The organism is Desulfopila inferna (assembly GCF_016919005.1).
GTDB classification, from domain to species: domain Bacteria; phylum Desulfobacterota; class Desulfobulbia; order Desulfobulbales; family Desulfocapsaceae; genus Desulfopila_A; species Desulfopila_A inferna.
Window position 1 is genome coordinate 57,323 of the sequence record NZ_JAFFQE010000005.1, and the last position, 23,885, is coordinate 81,207.

Consider the following 23,885-nt stretch of genomic DNA (forward strand, 5'->3'; position numbering starts at 1 on the left):
ATTTAGTACGTTACAGAAGGTATCCTTGTTTTTTTTCAAGAAAATAATCGGTCTAAAGGTTGTTATCCAGCTCAGCTGGGTCTGTTTCTTCTTCTCTTGTATGTCACTCGTCTGGATGCCTTCCGCCCTTTCCGCAACAGAGGATGAGAAACCGCTGCAAATCGCACAGCAATTGGCTGAACACCTCAGTTCCCTCGACAGCCTGAGCTTCACCTTCACTCAGCGCACCATGGGACAAATGAGCGGTCGCCCCCGCCAGGCCAGTGGACAGGCTTACTTTGCCAAGACCGATGAAGGTGCAAAAGTGCGCTGGAATTACCAGACCCCCGATAGCCAGGTAATACTGAGCGATGGTACCACTCTGATCATGTATTTTTCAAACCTCAACCAGATGATTGTTGCCCCTGCAGATACCCTGCAGCAGGATATAACCTATTCCTTTTTCACCGGACAAAGCGATCTGCACCATGACTTTATCGTCAAGGAAGGACCCGAGCTTGAGGAGACCTCGGAGATAAACGATTATGCGTCAATACTGCTCGTTCCCCGGGAAACCAGGTCGCAGATCAAGGATATTCGCCTGTGGTTTTTGGATACTACTCAAATTAAGCGGATTGAAATCAGGGACACTTTCGATACCGTCACCCTGCTGAATCTCAGCAATATCAAAGAAAACAGTCTCACCGCAAGCGGTAAGCTGATTGATGAGGATTTCTTTCAGTTCACCCCACCGGAAGGCACCGAAATCATCCACCAGTAAGATGGCCGTCAGCGACACATCCTCGACTATAGCCCTGATCTCCATGCCCTGGTCCTTATTTAACCGACCATCCGTGCAACTGGGGGCGCTGAAGGCCTATATTGAAAATAACAGCGATATCGCTGTTGACTGTTTTCATCCCTATCTCTCCACTGCCAAACATATTGGAACTGATATCTATACCTATCTTTCTAAAAACAGCTGGTCAGGTGAAGCCATCTATGCCGCCATTCTTTTTCCGGAAAGGCGCGAGCAGGCCGCCAGGCTTTTCCACAGGAGCTGTGCAGACAATCCCGAAATCGCCGGGAAGTTCGATGCCATTTACAATTCACTGGAGAACCAGCTGAATGAATGGACCAGATCAACCGAATTTAAGGGTTACCGGCTCCTCGGCTTCAGTGTCTGCTTCAGTCAGCTCTTCGCTTCCCTGGCGGCGGCAGTCAGGATCAAAGAGATAACACCTGCTACTCCTGTGGTCTTCGGAGGTTCCTCCTGCGTCGGCAATATGGGAGATTCGATGAGCCGTGCTTTTTCTCAGATAGACTATGTCATCAAAGGAGAAGGCGAAAAGAAACTTCTGAATCTTTGTCGTGCCTTGGAAAAAGGCAATGCACCGCCTTCGCAGACGAGTGTTGCGGCAGCCGACGGAAAAACCAATGCCATCGCTGATTTGAATACCTTGCCAACACCTGATTACCATCCCTATTTTAATGAACTTGAACATGTCTTTCCCGGCAAACCCTTCAGTCCGGTGCTGCCGATAGAATTCTCCAGAGGGTGCTGGTGGCGGCACTGCACTTTCTGCAATCTCAACCTGCAATGGCATGGCTATCGTCGTAAATCTGCAGCTAAAATGAGCTCTGAGGTAAAGCAGCTGCATGACCGGCTCCACTCTCTTGATTTTACTTTCTGCGACAATGCCCTGCCTGTTTCGGAAACTGATATATTTTTTTCCACCATTCGGAAATGGGATATCGATCTGCATTTTTTTGCCGAGATTCGAGCGATTAAGGATCCGCAAAAACTTTCACTGTATCGCAGCGGCGGACTTACCACGGTCCAGGTGGGAATCGAATCTTTTTCCAACTCCCTGCTGGCGAAAATGAACAAGGGTACCACGGTTATCGAGAATCTGGCAGTGATGAAGCACTGTGCGGAAAACTCAATAACCCTGGATGGTAATCTGATCGTTGAATTTCCGGGTTCATCAGAACAAGAAGCAGCTGAGACCCTTGCAAATCTTGAGTACGCCCTACCCTTTCACCCACTTTCCGCAGCGACGTTTTTTCTGGGCTCGGGCTCTGCTATAGACATAAATCCCTCGGAATTCTCCATCCGTGCCGTAACTGCACATGCCCATTACAACGAGCTCTTTCCTTCAGCGATAATGGAGAAAATGGATCTGCTTATAAAAGATTATCGTGGTGATAAATCAATTCAGCGCATGCGGTGGCAACCGGTGCGGGAGATGATCCGGAAATGGCAGGATGTCCACAAAAAACGCTGTAAAGATTCCCCTCTCTTAAGTTACCGGGATGGAGGCTCGTTTCTTGTCATCAGGCAGGTTCGTTCCGAGGAAGCGCCACTGCTCCACCGACTGCGGGGAAAGTCCCGCAAGATTTATCTTTTCTGCCGAGTGATACGAAATTTAGATGAAATTACCCGGCAGTTTCCGGAACTGCCGCGGAAAACCCTCTTGAATTTTTTCGATGACCTCAGTAAAAAACAGCTTCTTTATCAGGAAAATAAACAATTTCTGGCTCTTGCGATTCGCTCGCATTAGCTTCAATAGAAAAAAATCTATCGGGTAAAAAACAATGGAAAATTTTAGTGACAGCTTTGAAGAGCTCTTTAAATCAGAAGAAAGCAGGAATCTGAAAAAGCTCTCCCCCGGAGAAAAAGTCAAAGCCGTTGTTGCCGGAGTGAGCGGAGAGAATATTTTTCTTGATGTAGGCGGAAAAAGCGAAGGAATTCTCGAAGCTGCCGAGCTGACCGATGAAGAAGGCAACATCACTGTTCAGCCCGGCGATACCGTCGAAGTTTATTTTCTTCAGGCCAAAAAATCGGAGCAGGTCTTCACCACCAGGCTCGGCTCAGGCGCCAGCCTGGCCCATCTTGAAGAGGCCTGGCGAAACCATATCCCCGTTGAAGGATATGTTAAGGCGGAGATAAAAGGTGGTTTTGAAATCACTTTATCCGGCAATGCCCGAGCTTTCTGTCCTTATTCTCAGATGGGACTACGCCGGGTTGAAGATGCGGCCGCTGCTTATCTCGATACCCGCATGACTTTTCTTATCACGCGTTTTGAAGAGAATGGACGCAATCTGGTAGTTTCCGCCCGCGCCGTTCAGGAAGAAGAGAGGGAGCGGCAGAAAGCGGCACTCCGGGAAACCCTTGAGGAGGGACAGATCGTCCAGGCCACTATCACCTCGATTAGAGATTTCGGTGCCTTTGCCGATATCGGCGGGGTCGACGGCCTCATTCCCATCTCCGAGGTCGGCTGGAGCAGAGTGGAGAACATCGACGATCATTTTTCAGTAGGCCAGCAAGTCAATGTTATGATCAAAAGCATCGACTGGGAAAAAGATCGTATTTCCCTGAGCCTGAAAGAGACCCTGGAAGACCCATGGGACAATTTCATCAAGAATTTCCCGGTCGGCTCAAAAATCCAGGCAAAGGTTTCCCGCCTCGCCCAGTTTGGCGCTTTTGTTACCTTGGTTGAGGGAGTAGATGGCCTGCTCCACATCTCCAAACTTGGCGGCGGTCGCAGAATCAACCATCCCCGGGAGGTTCTTGAGGAAGGGCAAGATATCGAGGTGATCATTGAGGGAATTGATGAGGATGAAAAACGAATAAGCCTTACGCCTTCGGATTACCAGACGCCGGAGGACGAGGCGGAGATCGAAAGGCAGGAATATACGAAATATAAAGCGGGCAGCAAGAAGAATGATGCGGATACAGGTAGCCTGGGAGCTCTTCTCAAGGCGAAACTCGAGGAAAAAAAGAAATAAGAAAATAAGAGGGCTCTTGCCGGCTTTCGAACCGCGTTACTTCTTGGCCATATTCTGACGCATCGCTTCAAACATGATAACAGCAGCGGCAACGGATGAGTTAAGTGAATCAAGCCGGCCGATCATGGGGATGGCGATCAGGAGATCACATTGTTTTCGCACCAGCGGCCGGATACCTTTGCCCTCGCCACCTACGACAATACAGGCGGGCAGGCACAGATCTGTTTGATAAAGCGACTGCGACTCGCTCTCCTTAACTGCCCCAAATACCCAGGCACCGGCGTCTTTCAGCTGCTGCAGTGCTGTGGCCAGATTTGTCACCTGACAGATATCGATATGAGATATGGCCCCGGCCGACGATTTTGCCGCTATGCCGCCGAGTGGCGCAGATTTCTCCCGGGTTATCACGACACCGGCCACACCCGATGCATGGGCTGAGCGGATGATGGCTCCCAGATTGTGAGGATCCTGCAGAGTGTCACAGGCCAGCAGTCTGGGCCGCTCACCCCGACTCACCATTTTCCTGAATTTTTCCACCAGTTCTGCAAAGGGCAGTAATGGTGTATGGCTCATTCTGGCAACAATTCCCTGATGACGAATCTGTGAGCTGTTTTCACCGGCAAGCTTGAGTGTTGAAACGAAGGAAAGCTTAATCCCATGGAGACGTGCACTTTCAATTATCTCTTCCCATTTTGTTCCCCGCTTCTCCTTGACCAGTATCAACTCGGCAATCCGCTCTGGTTCCTCCTGAAGTGCCTCAAAGACCGGATGAATTCCCCAGATAAGATCATCGCTGAGCGTTAACCGCCTCTCTCTATCGCCTGCGCCTGCTTGCCGGGATCGTTGATTTTTCATGAGCACCACGTCGTATAAGGTAAAGGTGATCCGGTGATATGCCGGCGATCTCTCGACCTCTGAGCAAGAATGACAGCTTCAAACATCCGCGCGGCCTCATCTATTTTTTCATTGATGATGACATACTCAAATTCATTAATGGCCTGCATTTCCCGGCGAGCGTTTTTAAGGCGCGTGATAATAGTCTCATCATCATCAAGTCCCCTTCCGCGAAGGCGTCTTTCCAGCTCCTCAAGGCTCGGCGGAGCAAGAAAAATATACAGCGCTTCGCTTTCCCCGGATTCACGAATGATCCCGGCACCCTGAACGTCAATATCCAGAATCACATCCAGACCTGCCGCTCTCTGCTCCTCGACCCCTCGCCTGCTTGTGCCATAGAGGTTTCCATGGACATTGGCGTCTTCGAGAAAATCCCCTTTCTCCTTCATGGACATGAAAACGCTGCGATCAATAAAATGGTAGTCCACCCCATCTTTTTCACCCTTGCGCGGCTCCCGCGTAGTATGGGAAATGGAAAAGGCTACGCCCTCCAGATCATTCATCACTTTTTTCAGGATGGTGGATTTTCCGGTCCCTGAAGGAGCGGACAATATAAAAAGTTTTCCAACGTTCATGACTAAGCTGATACCTTTTGTTTATGCGCAGTAACAAGGTCCTCGAGATGATAACGGGTTTGCAGCGCCAGCATGCGCTGACCGATAGTTTCCGTCTGCACGGAAGAGAGAACGATATGATCGGAATCCATGATGATGATTGAACGGGTACGTCTCCCTTCGGTCACATCCAGCAATTTTCCATTTTTCTTGGCGAGCTCCTTGAGCTTACGGGCAGGCGAAGAACCTGTGTTGATAACCGCAACGATTCTGTCGGCCATGACCGTGTTCCCATATCCCACATTCAGCAATTGCATATCTTTCTCTCTCACAGTCCTTATTCTATATTCTGGACCTGTTCACGTATCTTTTCAAGTTCGCTTTTCAGGTCGACGGTGAGGTGCGCCGTTTCAGCATCGTTGATTTTCGATCCCAGGGTATTGACCTCACGTAAAAATTCCTGGATAAGAAAATCCAGCTTTCTCCCGACACTGCCGTTTTCTTTAAGAAATCTTTCGAACTGATCAATATGGCTACGCAGTCTGACCAACTCCTCGGTGACGTCTGTCTTATCCGCCATTATCGCCACTTCCTGACTTAAACGCAGAGGATCAAGGTCAACATTTGCCAGCAGTTTTTCCAGTCGTTGACGCAGACTCTGTTCCCTTTTTTCAACCAATGTCGGTACTATTATCTCGATTCTGGCGATGTCGGCAACAAAAGCTCCAATCCTTTTTTGTAAATCGGCGCGAAGACTCTCCCCTTCCTGCTTTCGCATCTCCTCACATCCCTGAAGTGCTTCAGTCACGGCCTGCTCAATGACTACCCAGACACTCTCAAGGTCCTCGCTCTGCTGTTCCCTGACCAGAACATCGGGATATGAGGCAAGCTGAGAAAGGGTAGTATCATCCTTAATCTTGAGTTCTTTGGCCATTTGCGCCAGAGTCTCCCTATAGGATGCAGCAAGTGCGGCATTGACGGAGAGTTTCTGCAGATCGGAAAAATCTCCCTGAACATTGAGGACGAGGTCTACTCTGCCGCGCTGGTGATAGTCAGCAACTTTTTTGCGTATTCTCTCTTCCAGGGCAGTATACCCGCGCGGTAGCTTGATTTTAACGTCAAGAAAGCGGTTGTTGACACAGCGGATTTCAGTAGTCCAGACCCTTCCGCTTTTCTCAGACTCTCCCCGGCCGAAGCCGGTCATGCTTTTCACTGTCATCAGTTATACCTGCAGTTATTTATAATATCGTTAAGTGGCAATATTAAAACTCCCGATGGAGAGAAGATATAAGCCCGGAGAAAGGTAAGCCATCATAATCCGATGTCCAAATGGGATATGTATCTTCGTATAGAGAACAATTCACAGTTATCAGATACATTCATTATTCGTTTTTCTTTTTTTTCTGACAGTCTTCCAGGAGAAAGGGCTAAACATGGTTTTCCCTGCTCGAAACGAAACTATCAGCAATGAGCTAAAAACCAGCAGTTTACCATGAACGGTAACTGTTCAGATAGGATCCTGCTGAATAATCACCTCGAAACAACAAAACGATGCCGGAGAAACTCTCCGGCATCGTTTTCTGTTGGCGATTCTCTGAGCTGACCTCTGTCAGAGGTCATCTACTATTTCATAGCCTTATTCAGCTCTTCGATAAGAGCGTCACTGATATCCAGGTCTTTATTATAAAAAATAACACCATTCTTGGAATCCAGGATCATGGAGTAGCCATTTTTGTCACCGTATGTATCGACAACACCCTCAAGCACTTTAATAATGGGTTCAAGCTCTTTGTCCTGCAGTCTTTTCATTTCCATGCCGGCATCTTCGGTTTTGGTCTGCAGGTCACGGCGCTTTCTGTTAAACTCAAGAATTTGTTCTTCCTTCTTTTCCTTACTCCAGACAGAACTCTTCTTCTCTATCTCTTCCTGAAGTTTCTCCAACTCTTGCTGGTCCCCTCTGAAGGCAGCCTCCAGCTCGCTCTTTTTCTTCTCAAAAACCGCTTTCGCCTTTAAACCGGGCTCTGATTGAACCAGAACCTTCTGGACATTCATTATCCCAACTTTTAAAGCATCACCTTGGGCAGCAAGAGCACCCAAGCTGGTACAGAGGCTTAAGGAAAGACAAACAACAAGAATTTTCAGATACTTAAGGCACATATTTATCTCCGGCTTTGCTCTACTTTTTTTTAACTTCATCAAGCTATTTTTTTTCTTCAGATCCAATCAAATTATACGCTTCCAGGGAGCTTTCCGTTATTTTTCAAAAAAAATATCGTATTGCAGCTCACTCCCTGGCATGTCTGCCTGTTCAGCAGCTCATATGTTATTGGATCTAAAGAACTATAATTTACTCGATTATAACAAAATCATCTCTTCTGTTCTGGGCATAGGAAAGTTCATCATGACCATGAAGAAGAATTCTTTCCTCGCCGTAACTAATGGTGGTCAATCTGTTCTCATCAATACCGAGGTTTTGCAGATAATTTTTGGCACTGAGTGCACGGCGTTCACCCAAGGCCATATTATACTCATTGGTACCACGGGGATCGGTGTTACCTTCTATGCGGACGCTGACTTCATTGTTTTCCTTCATGAAATCACCATTAGTCACTATTCTGTCCACTTGATCGTCCCGGATGCTGGAATCATCAAAATCAAAATAGACCGGCAGCATAGGAGCGGATGTACGTCCTTCGGAAATGGTAGGATTCTCCGGGGAATCCAGCGATTCCGGTTGGCCCATGACCTGGCTTTCCGGATCTGTTGGAGCAAGCTCTTCGCCGGTACGGCTATCCGATCCACAACCTGAAAGAGTAAGAAAAGAAAAAACCACACCAGCGAGCAGCAACACCTGAATCCTGTTTGTCATAGTTAAAACCTCCGTTTGCTTAGTAATATATGAACAAAATCAACCAAGCCGATTAACTTGCTGTAGCATTATTTTTCAGATCAGTCAGCAGATTAGTGAGCGGCCTTCAGCCCACTAAATATAAAAGAAAACGTACTAATTTCAAGTACTATTTTCCGTTTGGACTTTTCTAAATATAATACCGTCTACCTCGATCACTCTAAATAAAAGATCATATTAGGAATTTCAAAAAAACTGAATCGTCCACGATGGACAACTTACCGCTTCATTCAACCCGCAATACCACCATTCTCTTGTAATTTGAGTATATTAAGTTTTAAACAGGCTATATAGTACTCATACCTTAAAAAATTACAATGGCTCACCGAAGGATTTTTTTATTGAGCAGCAGATCAGCCGTGTTGGACATTGCCGTAACTCTTTTTTTAAAAAAAGCACGGTCCCCGATATATTGAGTACCTCTTACGTAAAATTCTCTGTCCAGGCAGATTATCTTTACCGAGAAACATTTTGCAATATCACTTCCTGGTTTTTCTGGACAAAGGTATCTGATTTCTGTTAGTGAACGTACCAATTTTGTTGGTTTCGTAAAAAGTTGCCACGAAACTCTTAAATTGCTGGATACCAAATTCAATGATTCTAGCAACGACATCAATGGAGAAGCTGTCAGGAACTTCAGGAAAAATGAACTCCTGGGTTCAACTTTATTGTAGTGATAATTTTTCGATCGGTATAGAATGATTTTGAAGAAATAATTTTAACAATCTGCTAGGTAACCGAACAAAAATGGAGCTCGGCAACCTCAGGAGGAGATATACATGGCAAAAGCACACGTCAGTCATACACGCACCACAGATAAAACAATTCGGGCAATCGACAGGAAGCGGGAACAGGAAAGGCGCAAGATGTTCATTCTGGCGAGGGATAATTCGGAAACACTTGCCACCAAAATCGTACAGCGTCTTATTGATCGAAAAAATATTGAAACAACATCAGTCGAGTCTATCCAGAAAGTCTTTGAGAAACAACTGCGCAAGCTTGTCGACCTTGAGGATTTCGATCTGCAACTTAAACTTGCCCCCGTCAGGACGCTGGTTCAGGATCCCAATATAGTAAGTCTCTATCTGACTCAATTTATTATTGAAGATCTCATTGAACATGGTGATATTCAGGATATTTTCGGTGAAGATCTCGATATTTACAGATCACTTGATTCAGTACTTAAGGTCTTACGTCCCTAGGAGGCTGTCCAAGAATGCCCTTTTTTTCCGCCTCCGAGTTATTTTATAAAAACAATACTCGCAATGTCAAATACATAGCTGTGCTTATTTTTCAAAGTGGCCCCGGATTCTTACAAGTTCGCACCTGATCTGAGAAAAAATGCCTATTCTCGGACAACCATCTAATATGCATCCTGCCGTCTCTCCTTTTCTTGTTTTTGCAGACGGAAAAGGAAATATCTCCGATTTTTCCCCACTTGCCATGGCTGGCATGAGCAATGGTCGCTTCTTGTCTCCTGCCTTAGAAGATTTAATACCTCTTCCCGAAGGCAGCGAACTATTTCTCCTGCCGGATCGCCTCCCTGTCGGTATCGATCCTCAAACCGGTGAGCCGCTACTGCTTGAAGAAAATCCTTTTGATGCCGATCTTGGAATACAAGCGGTTGCCGCGTTCATGGCGCCGGCACATACAGCTATCCTCAACAGCGCCTTTCGGGAAAAGCAGGAAAACCTGGAACCATTGCCCCTCTTCGCCTACACGGCAGTAGGCTGGTATGACGGCAGATTCTGGGTCAGCGGATTTCGAAGCGACAGCGATATACGCCAGGACGCAGGGCAGTTCAAACAGTCGGTCCTGAATAAAAAGACACCAAAACTGATGGCGCAGTACCCTGATAATAGATTAATACAGCACTTGGGTAAATGTTGTTTAACCTATGCCTGCCCAGCGGCACGCAACTATTTTCTGGGACGTTGGGAGGCTCCCCTGCCGACGTCCCCCACCTGCAACGCCCACTGCATCGGCTGTATTTCACTGCAGCCGTCCGGCTGCTGTCCCTCTACCCAGGAACGCATCCGCTTTGTTCCCACTGCCGCTGAAATCCACGAACTTGCCGTGGAACATATCAAAAAGGCGGAACGGCCAATCGTCAGCTTTGGCCAGGGATGTGAAGGGGAACCGCTTCTTCAGGCGGAAACGATTGAAAAGGCTATCCGCAAAATACGCAACTCCACGAGTAGCGGCACAATTAACCTGAATTCCAACGCCAGTCTTCCCGCAAAGGTTAAAGTATTGGCGCAAAGCGGCCTTGACAGCCTTCGGGTCAGCCTGAATTCTGCCCAGGAAATATACTATACATCATACTATCGACCTTCTAATTACAGGTATGAGGACGTTGAACTCTCAATAAAAATCATGAAGGATGCCGGAAAATTCGTCTCCCTCAATTACTTTATCCTCCCGGGATTCACCGATTCTGTCACTGAATTCGATGCCTTAAGCAGACTGATTGAGCGCTGCTCACCAGACCTTATCCAACTGCGCAACCTGAATATGGATCCCTTATGGTATCTGCGCTGCATCAGCTTTCCTGGTGAGGCGCAAACCATGGGAATTCGGGCGTGGAGAGATGCGTTGCACAAAAGCTTTCCCTCTCTTGGCTTCGGCTATTTCAATCCATACCTGCAATAAACTAATTCGGTAATATCAGAGGGATCACTGTTGGCAGCATCGCTGACTTTCGGACGGAGACTCAAATTTATGGTTGAAATTTCCACTTTTTGATATACTATGCCATGTGATAAAGCTTATTACTATTCCCACCTTTATCTGGAAACACTCGGTTTTTTATCTCAAGGGCTGAAAACTGACGGAGCAATATCATTTGTGATTATCACATGAATCAGCGTTCAAATCCAGCCTTAGATAAACACACATGATTACTTCCGGATGAAACAGCCAATCAGAAGCAGGAAGAAATTCTATGGACCATTTACCCAATATGCGACTCACCACACAAAGGCAGATCATCCTGGAAGAGCTGAACAAAGTCACCTCACACCCTACGGCAAATGAAGTCTACGATATGGTAAGAAAAAGACTGCCGCGCATTGGCCTGGGCACTGTCTACAGAAACCTGGAGCTTATGGCCGAAAGCGGAATTATTCTCAAACTTGAAGTTGGTGGGACACAGAAGCGTTTCGATGCAACTACTGAATGCCATTACCATATTCGCTGCAATTGCTGTGACAAAGTAGATGATATTGATATTCCCGTCCAGCATCATATAAATGAGGGGGCCGCTGTGGCAACCAATTATCAGATTCTCGGGCACCACATCGAGTTCTCAGGGATCTGCAGTGACTGCCGGAAGAACAACAAGCTGCAGGAGGAAGATTCCATCAACTGAAATCAATCATCTTCTCATGATGCTGACAACCGGCCACTCCATCATGACTCCATGGGGCCTTCAGGCAAGAATAAAGGTATATCACTGAAAAAGAATTCTACAAAACCTTCTCTTGCCGACTCGGAGAAGTACCGCTCCCTCAGGTTCAACATTGATATTCATGTCCTGTATCTTTTCGCCATCTAGGGAAACAGCGTTCTGCTTTACCATCCTCCGCCCTTCGGAAGTCGATTTAACAAGCTGAGCATCAACCAGCAGCTGGGGCAGCCATACCGGTTCACTGCTGGTCACATGTACTTCCGGAATTTCATCGGGCAATCCTTTCTGCTGAAATACCTTCTCAAAATTTTCCTCCGCCCGGCGAGCCTCGCCTTCGGAATGAAACCGTGCCGTCAATTCCCGCGCCAGCTGCTTTTTCACCTCTTTAGGGTGAATGTCACCTCCTTCCATCCGCTGCTTCAGTTCCTCAATTTCGGCCGCACTCAAGTCACTGAGCAATTCGTAATAGCGGAACATAAGCTCATCCGAGATAGAAAGCACCTTGCCGTAGATATCATTGGCCGGTTCGGTAATACCGATGTAGTTCCCCAGGGATTTGCTCATTTTATTGACGCCATCCAATCCTTCCAGCAGAGGCATGGTCAGGACAACCTGTGGTTCCTGACCTCTGGAACGCTGCAGATCCCGGCCCATGAGAACATTAAAAAGCTGGTCCGTGCCGCCAAGCTCGACATCGGCCTCCATGGCCACGGAATCATACCCTTGAATCAACGGATAGAGAAACTCATGAATCGAGATTGGTTTCCCGGTATCAAAGCGATTTCTGAAATCTTCTCTTTCCAGCATGCGGGCCACGGTCAGCTCTGATGCCAGACGAATCATTTCGAAGGAGCTCAGCTTGCCGAGCCAGGTACTGTTGAAAACTATCTTGGTTTTTTCAGGATCAAGTATTTTAAAAACCTGTTCCTTATAGGTTTCCGCGTTCCTGGCGACATCCTCCTGGGTGAGCGCTTTCCTGGTCTCGGATTTGCCGGTCGGATCACCTATCATCCCGGTAAAATCACCGATGAGAAACTGAACCTCATGCCCCAGGTCTTGAAAATGCTTGAGTTTCTGCAGTAAAACCGTATGGCCGAGATGCAGATCAGGCGCTGTCGGATCAAAACCTGCCTTGATCTTCAGAGGGATGCCGGTCTTCGCTGATTTTTTAAGTTTTTCCAGCAGCTCCTCTCTGGAAATGCAGTCAACCGCACCACGTTCTATCAAGGCAATCTGTTCTTCTATGGAGCTCATTTCTTCTCTTTATTGATTATTTTGGTATTCATATCCTGTCCGGTAGATACAACGTCTACCTTGATTTGAAACAACGGCAATTCTCTGAAATTGCTCTTTCCCTGGCACTATGCTGCTCAACAGGACTCATTTAGCATATTCCACAGCTCTGGTTTCTCTGATAACCGTTACCCTGATCTGTCCGGGGTAAGTAAGCTGCTCTTCAATTTTTCTGGCAATATCCTGTCCCAGAAGAGTTGCATCACTATCTTTGATTTTGTTTGAATCGACAATAATACGCAACTCTCTACCCGCCTGAATGGCGTAGGATTTTTCAACTCCGTTGCAGGAGTTGGCTATTGCTTCAAGATCTTCAAGCCGCTTCACGTAGCTCTGCAGCATTTCTTTTCTCGCTCCCGGTCGAGCACCGGAAAGGGCATCAGCCGATTGCACCAGAACGTCAAGAACACTTTGAGGCGGAATATCTTCATGATGTGCGCCTATGGCATAGACTACCTCATTGACCTCGCCGTATTTCCTGGCCAGATCACGTCCGATGATAGCATGTGAGCCCTCAACTTCATGGTCGACGGCCTTGCCAATATCATGGAGAAGGCCGGCACGTTTGGCAATTTTTACATCAATACCCAATTCAGCAGCCATTATTCCACAGAGGAAAGCGACTTCGAGAGAGTGCTGCAATACATTCTGACCATAACTGGTCCTGTATTTCAATCTGCCGAGGATATTAATCAGATCAACGTGAACACCGTGGGCGCCGACATCGAATGTTGCCTGCTCACCTGCTTCACGCATGGTTATTTCAAGCTCCTTGGTTACCTTTTCGACAACCTCTTCTATTCGTCCGGGATGTATGCGGCCGTCGCTGATAAGCTGCAGCAGTGCCAGTCGCGCAACCTCCCTCCTGACCGGATTGAAACCCGAGAGAATAACAGCCTCGGGAGTATCATCTATGATGATATCAATGCCGGTGGCCGCTTCGATAGCCCGAATATTTCTTCCTTCACGGCCTATAATCCGGCCCTTCATTTCGTCGTTGGGCAACGGCACCATGGAAACGGTTTTATCGGCCACGTAATCTCCAGCATAGCGTGAAATGGCAAGAGCCAGAATGTTCTTCCCTTTGCGGTCCGCTTCCATTTTCATTTTGTTTTCAATCTGCGCCAGTTGTTTGCCGGCAGCAAGGCGTGCCTCGCTCTCAAGAGATTCCATCAGCATTTTTTTGGCATCTTCCTGACTTATCCCGGCAATACGGGATAGCTCATAACGCCGCTTCCCCACGAGCTGCTCAGCTTCCTTCAGGCAATTGCTTATATCCGTCTCGCGTATTTTTAGCTGTTTGTCGAAAATATCCTGTTCTTCACGCTTTTTATCAAATGAATCCCACTCTGCCTTGAGCAGTTCCCGCTTCTTGTTGAGCAATCTCTTTTCGTCCTTTAATTCCGCTCTATCCGCTTTCAGTTCTTTTTCAACCGACTGTTTAAGTTTGTATGCCTCTTCCTTGCTTTGCAGAAGGGCTTCCTTTTTGCGCTGCTCCGCCTCCACAATAGCATTTTCAATAATCTGCTTTCCCTGGGTCTGCAGATTTTGAAACTGGTTTTCTGCAATCTTCTTGCGCAGCAGAAATCCGGCGATCAAACCAGCCACCAGTCCACTAACGAGAAAGAGAGCAGAATACGTTGTCAAATCCATATATGATCCTATTAAGTAACGATTGCACAACAGATGAGGGGGAGGGAGATGGCCGCAGGACAAAATATTGTCTGCGCAGTAGAACAATCAGAGAAAAATCGGCCGTCGGCCATACCCGGCCAGCTCCCGGCAGGGTATCATTCAGCAGCGTGAATTATAGTCACACTTTAACGGTCGAAAAGAGAGCAGATCGTGGCAAAACAGTTATTCTAAAATTACAGATATCAAACGAGCGCTCTACATCCTTTATTATGAGATATTCTGTACTTGATATCGCTCCAATTACACCCTTTCATGATAGTCAGGGATGAATTATCATCAGCTATACCTGAAACCAATCCGAAAAAATGCACAACAGAAGACATTGTACGTCTTCATGGCACCTCGCTGCACAGCAGCGCGAATTCCAACGTTCCCCTTGCCGGAGCATGGTAGTGGAATCCAATTCTTTCGAACTGATAGAATAAAAAGCAGATCCAGCTTCACTTTTCCTAAACTTGTTCAATCAGCACCCCAGCTGTAATCAATCTTCTTTTCCAACCAAGTCGAAACCCCCACTATCCTGTTTGTTGTCTTGCAGGCCTAGTGAAAAACCTCGATATATAAAAAACAGAACTTGTACAAACCCAGCTGAGCTGGATGAGAACCTTGAGACAGACTATTTTCTCGCAAAGAAAAACATCTGTAAGGTACTAAATTCTGTAGAGCACGAAGGATTCCCCACCCTGCCGTGTCTTCGGGATAGTTAAACCTATCGAAATAGGTGGGCTGCTCGTATCAACCTCTGGTGAATCGCGTACGATTTTCCATTGGATGAAAGTGGTGCTGCCCTTTTTAAGAGAGTTGGCTCAACAAACACAGAAGATCACCAACAGCGCAGGGAAATATTCAATTTTCAAACCGGCTCGGGGACTGATCCTTCCTCGTTCCGGAGAAGAGAATACAGAACAATAACTACATATTTCCTGTTGTAGTTTTTCTCCTCTTCCTGTGGTGCATTATATCAGATATTCCATCAAACAAAAGCGTTTTTATACACCCTCTGATCATTTTTCAGCTGGGAGAGCAGCGCCTATCTTTTCTATCAGATCCGCCATCCTGGCATCGTTTTCCTTTCTATATTCATCATATTCCTGCTGCAGTCTGATATATCGTGATGCAATATTCAAACAGGCCATAATGGCCGCCTTACTAACCGGAATGGTACCACTCGTTCTTTCAGTTCCACCCTCGACCAGTTCCCGGACCAAAGCCAAAATTCGATTCATCTCCTCTTCCGGCGCCCCGGTATAAAAGGCATGATTCTGCCCAAGCAATGTAAAACTGACCAGACGTTCTTTTTCCGACATAACTTGTTCAGTCAGCCCCCGGGGTAAGCAACTTAGTTCCTTACAGATTGTTCTCTTGTTTTTTTTGCAGGAAAACGATCTGCCTCAAGGTTCTTATACCCCTCAAAGGGGTACTGTAAAGAGTTCAACTCAGCAGGGTTACACCATGATCTGAGGTCAATCACCGGACTCGCCATTTCCCCGCTGATCAACGTGAAAGAGATTCCTCTGCAGATTCGCCTCCCGATCTTCTTCCTGCATGTCATGTGAAACAGCATCCTGACCATATACAGCAGATTCTTCCACAACATTTTCGACATCTTCTTCGGATTCGAGGACGACGGATTGCCATTCTTCAATCTGATCAATCAGCCCTTTGATGCGACTGGAAATATCACCACGTTCCGAATCAGCAGTATTCAGTCTGTCCTTCAATTCCTGAATTTCATCTTCTTTTTGCTGCACCAACCCCTTTAGCTGTGTATTCTTATCAAGCAGTTGGTCATACTGTGTTAACAGTTTTCCGACAAATTGCTCAAGACGTTCAAACTCGCTTCCCTGGCTCATTCCCCACCTCTCAATATGATATCGGCAAAGCTTACCTGTTCAAAATTCATCCGGAAGAATATCCCATCTGCACAATTCCAAGGGTTGCACTTTGCTGTTCTTTTTCTGTAACAATCACCTTTCCATAAAAACCAACTATACCATGCTCGATCTTCTCTGCAACTCTTAACCTGCAGGCATTATTTATATGTCGTGGATATATGAGCGGCGAAATGTCCCGGCTAGATCCTGCTATACTGCCAACTGCGTGGTTTTCCATCGGCATAAGGCATTGACCCGTGAAACACTCTGGGATCACCATCAAAAACCAGGGGCAGAAAGAAGCGGTCTCCTTCCCACATCGGCAGGCTGGACAACCGGCTCACCTCCTGCCACATTAACTCCCCTTCATTGTTGCTGGTATACGGCGAACCATCGTAATTCTTGACGAGGAAGATAAAACCGAACCAGTCCTCGCCTTCTCCACCGAACCCCGACCAGTTCACCGTCCCCCGCAGGATAACATTGTTGGCTTCTATGCCTGCCTCTTCCCTGATTTCTCTTTTCAGGCAGGAGACAATATCCTCACCCGGTTCCAACTTACCGCCCAGACCATTAAATTTGCCAAAATGATAATCATCACGCCTTTTGTTCCTGTGCACCAGCAGCGTCATTTTCTCGTCCGGTGAAAGAATAAATCCCAGCGTAGCCAAAATTGGAGTGTACATCCTCTTCCCCTTATGCTTAAATAAAAATATTTATGGTATATACCTGTATCGCCAACAGGAGCATCCGGATATATATTTATTTGAAGATTTTTCCGGCGAACGACGATACTAAAAACATGATACAGATTGCAAGATATTCGATACCCGATAATCAGTAATTAGTGGGTGACTGGAAAGCAAAAGGCAATCAGCGGTAACCACTTCAATCTTAACCTCACAAGTAAGCGGTTTTATGTTATATTGGCGAAGCACTCCTCGCAACTTCAAGAATTACACTCTCCTACTCCTGTTTCTCACTCTTTTGCCTCAAGCCGTAAACAGCACTCCTTATAAAAATTATTTCCCTGAATTTCAATGCATAGCCGACAATGTCATCTTCTGGGAAAAAGTATATGGTGAATATTCGATCAATACAGCTGTTTTTCATGACAGAGAGAATCTGGCCATTATATACGAAGCCGTACATTTGCTGGACGGCTCTCTTCCAGGGGCCTCCAGAGTCAATCGGGTCTACCTGAAGACCATCAGAAATAAATATACTGTTATCCTTGACCGACTGGCCGATGGCAAAAAACCGGCAACATCCGAGGAAGAGCGTGTCCTAAAGATGTTTGCTCCCCCGGATATCAAGGAAAAACTGAAAAAGGCTTCGCAAAATATTCGTATCCAAACCGGCCTTAAGGAACGCTTTATCGAAGGCGTTGTTCGCTCCGGCGCCTATATGAAAGAGATGAAGCAGATTTTCAGGTCGTATAACCTTCCTGAAGAACTCGCCTACCTGCCCCACGTGGAGTCTTCTTTCGACACAAGGGCCTACAGCAAGTTCGGTGCCGCTGGGATGTGGCAGTTTACCCGCGCCACCGGCAAGAATTTCATGACCATCGACCATATTATTGACGAGCGGCGCGACCCTTTGACCTCCACCCACGCTGCCGCCCAGTATCTGAAAAAGAATTTTGACAACCTCGGTACCTGGCCCCTTGCCATCACTGCCTACAACTACGGGCATGCCGGTATGCAGCGGGCCGTACAGCAGGAAGGCAATTATACTGCTATCTTTAAAAATTACCGACAGGGTCACTTCAAGTTTGCCTCGCGCAATTTTTATGCCGAATTCCTCGCCGCCCTTCGTGTCGCCAAAAGACTGGAAATTCATCCAGCCGTCCTAAAAGAATCCTCGATAGCAAATTTCAGTATTGCCTTACCCGGATTCGCCAGTGCAGCAGCTCTTGCCGATCATTTCAATCTCAGCCACACAGAGATGCTGCGGCTCAATCCCTCGCTGGGCCAGCCAATCTGGCAGGGAGAAAAATATATCCCGAAAGGTTTTCATCTCCGCCTCCCACAAAATGCCGAAACAGTCCGATTAGCCGCAACTCTTCCCGGAACCATCTTCCAGGCAAATCAGAAGAGATCTGAGTTGTATCTGGTAAAACAAGGAGATACGGCAGGGAAAATAGCCCAGCGCTTCGGCATCTCTTTACAAAGCCTCATCAGTTCCAATAACCTGGACCGCCAGGCACTGGTTTATACCGGTCAGTCGCTGCGGATTCCTTCAGCGTCAACCACCTCAATCGTTGCCGATGCCAGCTCGCCCCGTCCCGGTTCGTCCGTGGAAGGAAGCGGTGCCATCATTCTAAAAGACGGCAAAAAGACACCACCAACCTGATATCCTTACCAAGACAAATCCCTGCCATATGGGTTATACGCCAAAAGCAGAGCCTTCCATGCCTGCCCCAAGAACGGCAGAACCAAATGCCCCTGCTTTTAACAGCCTCACCCATTTCATCTGGATAAAATTAAACCTGATTCCCCTAATCCTCAACTCAAGTTCGGGCCCGTGCTCTTTTCACGGGTCTCTGCAGCCCGGACAGCTGCAGCGGAGCCCCCAAGGACTGGGTTATGACGTCCAGATGAAATGAGGAATCCCGGTCTGGATCAGAAAATGCTGAATTTCAGGGGCAAATCAGAAAATTAAATATTTTATACTCTCCAGGCCGATGAGTATGTATAATGAGCCAATTGGTTATTCTCGCGAATAATTACCGCACTCACATTTTCTCAACGGGACCTTCGGGAAAGATCCGTATCCCGATTTCTACTCTTTGCTTAGACGGAGTCATCCATGTTCTCTGCAGCACAAAACCTTATAAGCAGATTTAATGAAATCAAAACGCTGCCTCATGTGGTGACCAAACTTTCAAAGCTTATCAATGATGAAGATTCCACCATGAAGGATTTCGAGGATGTTATCAAAATGGATCCTACCTTGGTGGTACGCCTTCTTCGGCTTGTAAACAGTCCGTATTACGGGCTGGCCCAGAAAGTGGATTCGATAAGCAGGGCTGTTGCTTTTATCGGCATGAAGAATCTGTACAACCTGGCTGTCACCGACGCCCTTAAAAATATGTTTACCTCTTTAGATGATTGTGGGGGTGGCGCATACTCCAGAAAAAATCTGTGGATGCATTGTGCCGCCGTCAGCATCTGCAGCAAGGTTCTGGCGGAGAGACTTTTCGGCATAAACGGCGACGATGCCTACCTCTGTGGAATTCTCCATGATTTCGGCATAATCGTTGAAGAACAGGTGGCCAGGGAAGAATTTATCGCAGCCTGCGAAACCGATGAGGACTCCATTGTCACTTCTGAACGGCAATACCTCCGCACTGACCATTGCGAAGTCGGCTATCTGCTGACCCGGGAGTGGCAAATGCAGGAAGATATTCAAAGGGCGATACGTGATCACCATCAGCTGCTCGACGTGGTGGCTCCTGACAGCCTGACTGGAATTCTGCAGATCGCCGAATATCTGGCGGCCCGGCTTGGCTATAGCGCTATCGCCGGTACGACGGTGATCCTCTCGCAGGATCTGGTCGATCATGTCAATGAAAATATGGAGGAGTATACCGTACTCCTGGAAGACCTTCCCGAGGAATTGGAAAAGGCCCATGATCTTTACGGGAACAACTGACTATGACAGATCCGCTCTCGCTCTTCAGCAAGGATTCGGGGTTTAAAGATGAAATTCAAACTCTACTGCACTATCTTGAAAAGAATCTTCCCGGTGGAGTCTGCCACTGCCTCGATAGCAATGAAAATTTAATATCTATCACCTCGGCTGCAGAAGCGGATACGATGCAGCGGAAGCTGCTGAGAAGCTTTGTGTCGCCTCGAATACCTGTCACTCCGGTTGAATCGGCACCAGGAGGATTTCTCTGTGTGGGAATTCCCGCCTACAGGTGTCACCTGTTTTACCGGGAACCTGATGGCGTGCCGATCTCGCCGGATCGGCTGCTGCTCTTCAAGACCATTCTTTCCCTCTATTTCACAACACTGGAAAGAGAAAAGCTGAGTCGCAAACTGACAATACAAAAAACGCAGTTTGGCAGAAAATTCCAGGTTCTCGATAATAAATATCAGGATATGCTCATCGAAACCCAAAAGGGTCATATGATGATCCAGGAGCAGCAGGAGAAATATTCAAGGACCTTGCAGTCGGAAATCGAACAGCAGACACAGCAACTCAGGAAGGCCAAAAGCGCTGCCGAAGCCGCTAATGTCGCCAAAAGTCAATTTCTCGCAGCCATGAGTCATGAAATCCGCACACCGATGAACGGAGTAATAGGATTTACCGATATCCTGCTCACGACCGAACTCGGTGAAGAACAGCAGGAAAGCGCACTGATCATAAAAAGAAGCGGAGAGGCACTACTCAATATTATCAATGATATTCTTGATTTTTCCAAGATCGAAGCGGGCCAGATGGAGCTTGAAAGTATCGATTTCGATCCCGATGTCATTGCCCATGACGTCTGTGAACTCATCAAGCCCCGCCTTGTCGGCAAACCCATCGACCTGCTCTGCCGTATTGATGACCGTCTTCCCTCCCAAATCTGCGGCGACGCCGGCCGATATCGCCAGGTGCTGCTCAACCTGCTCGGCAATTCAGCAAAGTTTACCGATAAAGGGGAGGTGGAACTAAGCATTCAGGTGGAAGAGGAAACCGAGAGTCACCTCACCTTGCATACCGCCATCCATGATACCGGTATCGGCATCGCAAGCGATAAACTCGACATCATCTTTGAACCATTTAAGCAGGCTGACGGCAGTACAACCCGCAAATATGGGGGCACCGGTCTGGGTCTGTCCATCTGTAGAAGAATTGCGCGACTGATGGACGGAATGATCTGGGCTGAAAACAATGCCGAGCAGGGAACTACCTTCCATTTTACAGCTCGACTGAAGAAGGCCGACGTAAGGCCTGAATCTGCCCCAACCTTTTCTGATTTACAGGATATCCGGGTGCTCATCGTTGACGACAATGCCCGAGGCTCAGCTATTATTGCCGATATGCTCAATAGTGCAGGCTTAAAGGTGGATGTTGCAAGAGACGGCAGCGCGGCTGTGCAAATGTTGAATAAAGCACATCGACAAAATGCTCCCCATGACCTTTGTATTATTGACCTGGAGATATCCGGTATGTCCGGCTATGAATTCGCTGAAAACGTCAGAGACCTTTCTTTTGGAGGCAAGACGATTCCACTGTTGGCCTATACATCCGCCACGGAAAATATCACCAAAAGAGGCAGGGAGAGCGGTATTACCGGTTTTCTTACCAGGCCGTCAAGAAAACAGGTAATGCTCAGGACAATTTCCCGGCTGCTGGGCGAATCCGACCTGGAGGAGAAGGATCGAAAAAATACAGCAGCCCGGTATATCGCTCCGAGGGAGCTCAAGCAACCGTTGAAACTGCTGCTGGCGGAAGATAATCCAGTGAACCGGAAACTTGCCAAAGTAATTCTGACAATGGCGGGATATTCTCTTGATATCGTCAATAACGGCAAAGAGGCGGTCGAGACCTATACACGATCACCCAAAGAATTCGATGCCATCCTTATGGATATCCAGATGCCGGAGATGGACGGTCTCACAGCCACCAGGAAGATTCGGCAGGCGGGTCACGATTCTATACCCATCATAGCGATGACGGCCAATGCCATGAAAGGGGATCGTAAAATTTGTCTCGAAGCCGGAATGACCGATTATATAACCAAGCCGATAAAACGGGAAATCGTCTATTCCGTGTTGGAAAAATGGCTCCTTGATAAACAGGAAAATTCTTTCTTAAATTAACCATGGTATCAAAATTCTCACCATCCCGATTGATCATTTGGGCGGATAAAGTACCCGACAAAAAATCTCTGCACTATAGAGTTATTCACACTTTCTGCCGTATTTTTCTCATAACTCTCCAGGAATTCAAGAGAAACGAGCTTGCCCTCAGAGCGGCGGCACTTACCTTTACCGTCATGCTCTCACTGGTACCCATACTTGCCATGAGCACTGCCGTGGTCAAAGGACTCGGAGGAACCGATCAACTGAAAGAAGTTATCTACAGTTATGTGAGAACGCTCGAGAGAGACCAGCCGACATCCCATCTCGATCCTGAACAGGGTATATCGCAGGACATTGAAATGCTGGAATCAAGCCTTACCCAACACCTCTACTCCGCCGTTGACCGGATCTTCGACTATGTAGAAAGAACAAATTTTACCACTCTGGGCACGGTTGGAGTTGCGGGAATACTGTTAAGCGTTGTTTTGGTTCTGGGCAACATCGAGATGGCCATGAATGCCATCTGGCATGTGGAGAGCGGTCGATCGGTGATGCGGAAAATATCCGACTACCTCGCCCTGATCGTCCTCATGCCTATCTCCATGAACATTGGTCTGGCAGCCAGTGCCGTACTGATGAACGAGTCTCTTCTCATCAAATTCTCAATTTTGATGCCTATGGACTGGATCCAGGCCATCATTCTCAACCTGATACCCATATTTTTTCTTGCCCTGACCCTCTATGTTATTTACCTCTTTTTTCCCAATACCAAGGTAAAAACCATACCTGCCGTTATCGGAGCCCTGTTTGCCGGATTTTTCTGGTTTGAAGTACAGAATCTTTATATGAGCCTGCAGATCGGTGTTTCCAAATACAACGCCATTTATGGCTCTTTTGCTACCCTGCCCCTCTTTCTGATGTGGATCTATTTCGGCTGGATTTTTATTCTCTTAGGCGCTCAAATTGCCTTTGCCTATCAAAACAAGGATGTCCTGCGATTAGTAGATCTCCAAACTCAGCCGAGCCTGAAGCTTGCGGTGGCTTTTGATCTTCTCGACTATGCCTATGACAGCTTTGATGAGGGAAAATCCGTCTCCGTAGAACTTTTTTCCAAACGATATCCGATGCATGATCTCACCCTGGTGCAGGATATTCTGGACCAGCTCAAGAAGAACAATCTTCTGCACACAGCCGCAGACAATTCCTCTATCAGACCTTCCATCCCCAGAGAAAAGCTTGATCAGCGCAGGATCATCAAAGCGATCATCGGTACTACCTACAGTGAGACAGAGGGTGGCAGAAAAAGCTGCAGAATATTGGAGAATGCGGCAAATTCGGCCGCAGGAGCTCCCGGAAACGAGGAAGCGAAAAAGATGTAAATTGCTTAACTTTCTGCCTGTTCAAGCCGAAAATACTGTAGGACAGATCATTTAAGAATATTATTCATCTTTGATGGACTCGTAAAAATTTCGACCTTCGTCGTTGTAGATCTGAAACGGTGATAACACTACCGTATGCGTATGTACTGCTAAATCGCCATTTCAGTTATAACACCAGAGATATTGAGCTTTCTCGAAGTCGGAATTTATGCCCGTATGGGTGCTTATCGCGGAGTCCATCTCGGCCACTTCGATGGTTTTTTTTACGAGATCATCATCTTTGGCTACAGGGACGGGCAGGGATAAA

At 47.2% G+C, this 23,885-nt stretch carries 22 protein-coding genes and 1 other RNA gene; 11 read left to right on the plus strand and 12 right to left on the minus strand.

The annotated features are described in order from the left end of the window. The first annotated feature begins 25 nt into the window (after nucleotides 1-25). The 3 genes from JWG88_RS13275 to rpsA are packed head-to-tail and all read left to right on the plus strand — an operon-like array spanning nucleotide 26 to nucleotide 3,771. The gene (locus JWG88_RS13275) at nucleotides 26-760 is read left to right on the plus strand and encodes a LolA family protein (protein ID WP_205234274.1); all 735 of its coding nucleotides are present in this window, start codon (nucleotides 26-28) and stop codon (nucleotides 758-760) included. Then, nucleotides 705-2,543, plus strand: coding sequence for a RiPP maturation radical SAM C-methyltransferase (locus JWG88_RS13280; protein WP_205234275.1), 1,839 nt, complete (start codon nucleotides 705-707; stop codon nucleotides 2,541-2,543). The genes JWG88_RS13275 and JWG88_RS13280 overlap by 56 nt, the downstream gene beginning before the upstream one ends. A 34-nt stretch (nucleotides 2,544-2,577) precedes the next feature. After that, nucleotides 2,578-3,771 (plus strand): 30S ribosomal protein S1, encoded by a 1,194-nt coding sequence (gene rpsA / locus JWG88_RS13285; RefSeq protein ID WP_205234276.1) that lies wholly within the window; start codon nucleotides 2,578-2,580, stop codon nucleotides 3,769-3,771. A gap of 36 nt (nucleotides 3,772-3,807) precedes the next feature. Here the strand turns inward: rpsA and rlmB are convergent, their stop codons facing one another. From rlmB to JWG88_RS13315, 6 genes are all read right to left on the minus strand, one after another. Continuing rightward, nucleotides 3,808-4,626, minus strand: coding sequence for a 23S rRNA (guanosine(2251)-2'-O)-methyltransferase RlmB (rlmB, locus tag JWG88_RS13290; RefSeq protein ID WP_205234277.1), 819 nt, complete (start codon nucleotides 4,624-4,626; stop codon nucleotides 3,808-3,810). Then, nucleotides 4,623-5,240 (minus strand): guanylate kinase, encoded by a 618-nt coding sequence (gmk, locus tag JWG88_RS13295; protein ID WP_205234278.1) that lies wholly within the window; start codon nucleotides 5,238-5,240, stop codon nucleotides 4,623-4,625. Before gmk ends, rlmB begins: the two co-directional genes overlap by 4 nt. A 2-nt stretch (nucleotides 5,241-5,242) precedes the next feature. Beyond that, nucleotides 5,243-5,536, minus strand: coding sequence for a DUF370 domain-containing protein (locus tag JWG88_RS13300; RefSeq protein WP_205234279.1), 294 nt, complete (start codon nucleotides 5,534-5,536; stop codon nucleotides 5,243-5,245). A gap of 20 nt (nucleotides 5,537-5,556) precedes the next feature. Beyond that, nucleotides 5,557-6,438 carry a YicC/YloC family endoribonuclease gene (locus JWG88_RS13305; RefSeq protein WP_205234280.1) on the minus strand — a complete coding sequence of 294 codons (882 nt, stop codon included), beginning with the start codon at nucleotides 6,436-6,438 and terminating at the stop codon, nucleotides 5,557-5,559. Between the two features lie 404 nt (nucleotides 6,439-6,842). Beyond that, complete coding sequence (locus JWG88_RS13310) at nucleotides 6,843-7,376, minus strand: OmpH/Skp family outer membrane protein (RefSeq protein WP_205234281.1); 534 nt, start codon at nucleotides 7,374-7,376, stop codon at nucleotides 6,843-6,845. 190 nt (nucleotides 7,377-7,566) lie between these two features. Next, nucleotides 7,567-8,088 (minus strand): OmpA family protein, encoded by a 522-nt coding sequence (locus tag JWG88_RS13315; RefSeq protein WP_205234282.1) that lies wholly within the window; start codon nucleotides 8,086-8,088, stop codon nucleotides 7,567-7,569. Between the two features lie 818 nt (nucleotides 8,089-8,906). Between JWG88_RS13315 and JWG88_RS13320 the strand changes: the two genes are divergently transcribed. The 3 genes from JWG88_RS13320 (at nucleotide 8,907) to JWG88_RS13330 (ending at nucleotide 11,497) form a co-directional block, all read left to right on the plus strand. Further along, nucleotides 8,907-9,329: a hypothetical protein gene (locus JWG88_RS13320; RefSeq protein ID WP_205234283.1), complete on the plus strand. Its 423-nt coding sequence runs from the start codon at nucleotides 8,907-8,909 to the stop codon at nucleotides 9,327-9,329. A 139-nt stretch (nucleotides 9,330-9,468) separates the two neighbouring features. Then, complete coding sequence (locus JWG88_RS13325; RefSeq protein ID WP_205234284.1) at nucleotides 9,469-10,779, plus strand: radical SAM family protein; 1,311 nt, start codon at nucleotides 9,469-9,471, stop codon at nucleotides 10,777-10,779. Nucleotides 10,780-11,071: 292 nt separating this feature from the next. Further along, nucleotides 11,072-11,497 carry a Fur family transcriptional regulator gene (locus JWG88_RS13330; RefSeq protein ID WP_205234285.1) on the plus strand — a complete coding sequence of 142 codons (426 nt, stop codon included), beginning with the start codon at nucleotides 11,072-11,074 and terminating at the stop codon, nucleotides 11,495-11,497. Between the two features lie 81 nt (nucleotides 11,498-11,578). Here JWG88_RS13330 and tyrS read toward each other — a convergent pair whose 3' ends face one another. From tyrS to JWG88_RS13360, 6 genes are all read right to left on the minus strand, one after another. Next, on the minus strand, nucleotides 11,579-12,790 hold the full coding sequence (gene tyrS, locus JWG88_RS13335; RefSeq protein ID WP_205234286.1) for a tyrosine--tRNA ligase: 1,212 nt from the start codon (nucleotides 12,788-12,790) through the stop codon (nucleotides 11,579-11,581). A gap of 126 nt (nucleotides 12,791-12,916) precedes the next feature. Continuing rightward, the gene (gene rny, locus JWG88_RS13340; RefSeq protein ID WP_205234287.1) at nucleotides 12,917-14,482 is read right to left on the minus strand and encodes a ribonuclease Y; all 1,566 of its coding nucleotides are present in this window, start codon (nucleotides 14,480-14,482) and stop codon (nucleotides 12,917-12,919) included. 713 nt (nucleotides 14,483-15,195) lie between these two features. After that, nucleotides 15,196-15,368, minus strand: a non-coding RNA gene (gene ssrS, locus JWG88_RS13345) — 6S RNA. 160 nt (nucleotides 15,369-15,528) lie between these two features. Then, on the minus strand, nucleotides 15,529-15,831 hold the full coding sequence (locus JWG88_RS13350; RefSeq protein ID WP_205234288.1) for a cell division protein ZapA: 303 nt from the start codon (nucleotides 15,829-15,831) through the stop codon (nucleotides 15,529-15,531). 156 nt (nucleotides 15,832-15,987) lie between these two features. Further along, nucleotides 15,988-16,377 carry a cell division protein ZapB gene (locus JWG88_RS13355; RefSeq protein ID WP_205234289.1) on the minus strand — a complete coding sequence of 130 codons (390 nt, stop codon included), beginning with the start codon at nucleotides 16,375-16,377 and terminating at the stop codon, nucleotides 15,988-15,990. Between the two features lie 221 nt (nucleotides 16,378-16,598). Continuing rightward, nucleotides 16,599-17,084 (minus strand): NUDIX hydrolase, encoded by a 486-nt coding sequence (locus tag JWG88_RS13360; RefSeq protein ID WP_205234290.1) that lies wholly within the window; start codon nucleotides 17,082-17,084, stop codon nucleotides 16,599-16,601. Between the two features lie 232 nt (nucleotides 17,085-17,316). Between JWG88_RS13360 and JWG88_RS13365 the strand changes: the two genes are divergently transcribed. The 5 genes from JWG88_RS13365 to JWG88_RS21955 all read left to right on the plus strand — a co-directional run bounded on the left by JWG88_RS13365 (nucleotide 17,317) and on the right by JWG88_RS21955 (nucleotide 23,884). Further along, on the plus strand, nucleotides 17,317-18,753 hold the full coding sequence (locus tag JWG88_RS13365; protein ID WP_205234291.1) for a lytic transglycosylase domain-containing protein: 1,437 nt from the start codon (nucleotides 17,317-17,319) through the stop codon (nucleotides 18,751-18,753). A gap of 456 nt (nucleotides 18,754-19,209) precedes the next feature. Further along, nucleotides 19,210-20,055 carry an HDOD domain-containing protein gene (locus JWG88_RS13370; RefSeq protein ID WP_205234292.1) on the plus strand — a complete coding sequence of 282 codons (846 nt, stop codon included), beginning with the start codon at nucleotides 19,210-19,212 and terminating at the stop codon, nucleotides 20,053-20,055. Nucleotides 20,056-20,057: 2 nt separating this feature from the next. After that, entirely contained in the window at nucleotides 20,058-22,217 is a 2,160-nt protein-coding gene (locus tag JWG88_RS13375) for a response regulator (RefSeq protein ID WP_205234293.1), read from the plus strand. 2 nt (nucleotides 22,218-22,219) lie between these two features. Then, nucleotides 22,220-23,578, plus strand: coding sequence for a YihY/virulence factor BrkB family protein (locus tag JWG88_RS13380; RefSeq protein ID WP_205234294.1), 1,359 nt, complete (start codon nucleotides 22,220-22,222; stop codon nucleotides 23,576-23,578). A 183-nt stretch (nucleotides 23,579-23,761) separates the two neighbouring features. Then, nucleotides 23,762-23,884 (plus strand): hypothetical protein, encoded by a 123-nt coding sequence (locus JWG88_RS21955; protein WP_306793104.1) that lies wholly within the window; start codon nucleotides 23,762-23,764, stop codon nucleotides 23,882-23,884. Nucleotide 23,885 lies beyond the last annotated feature (1 nt).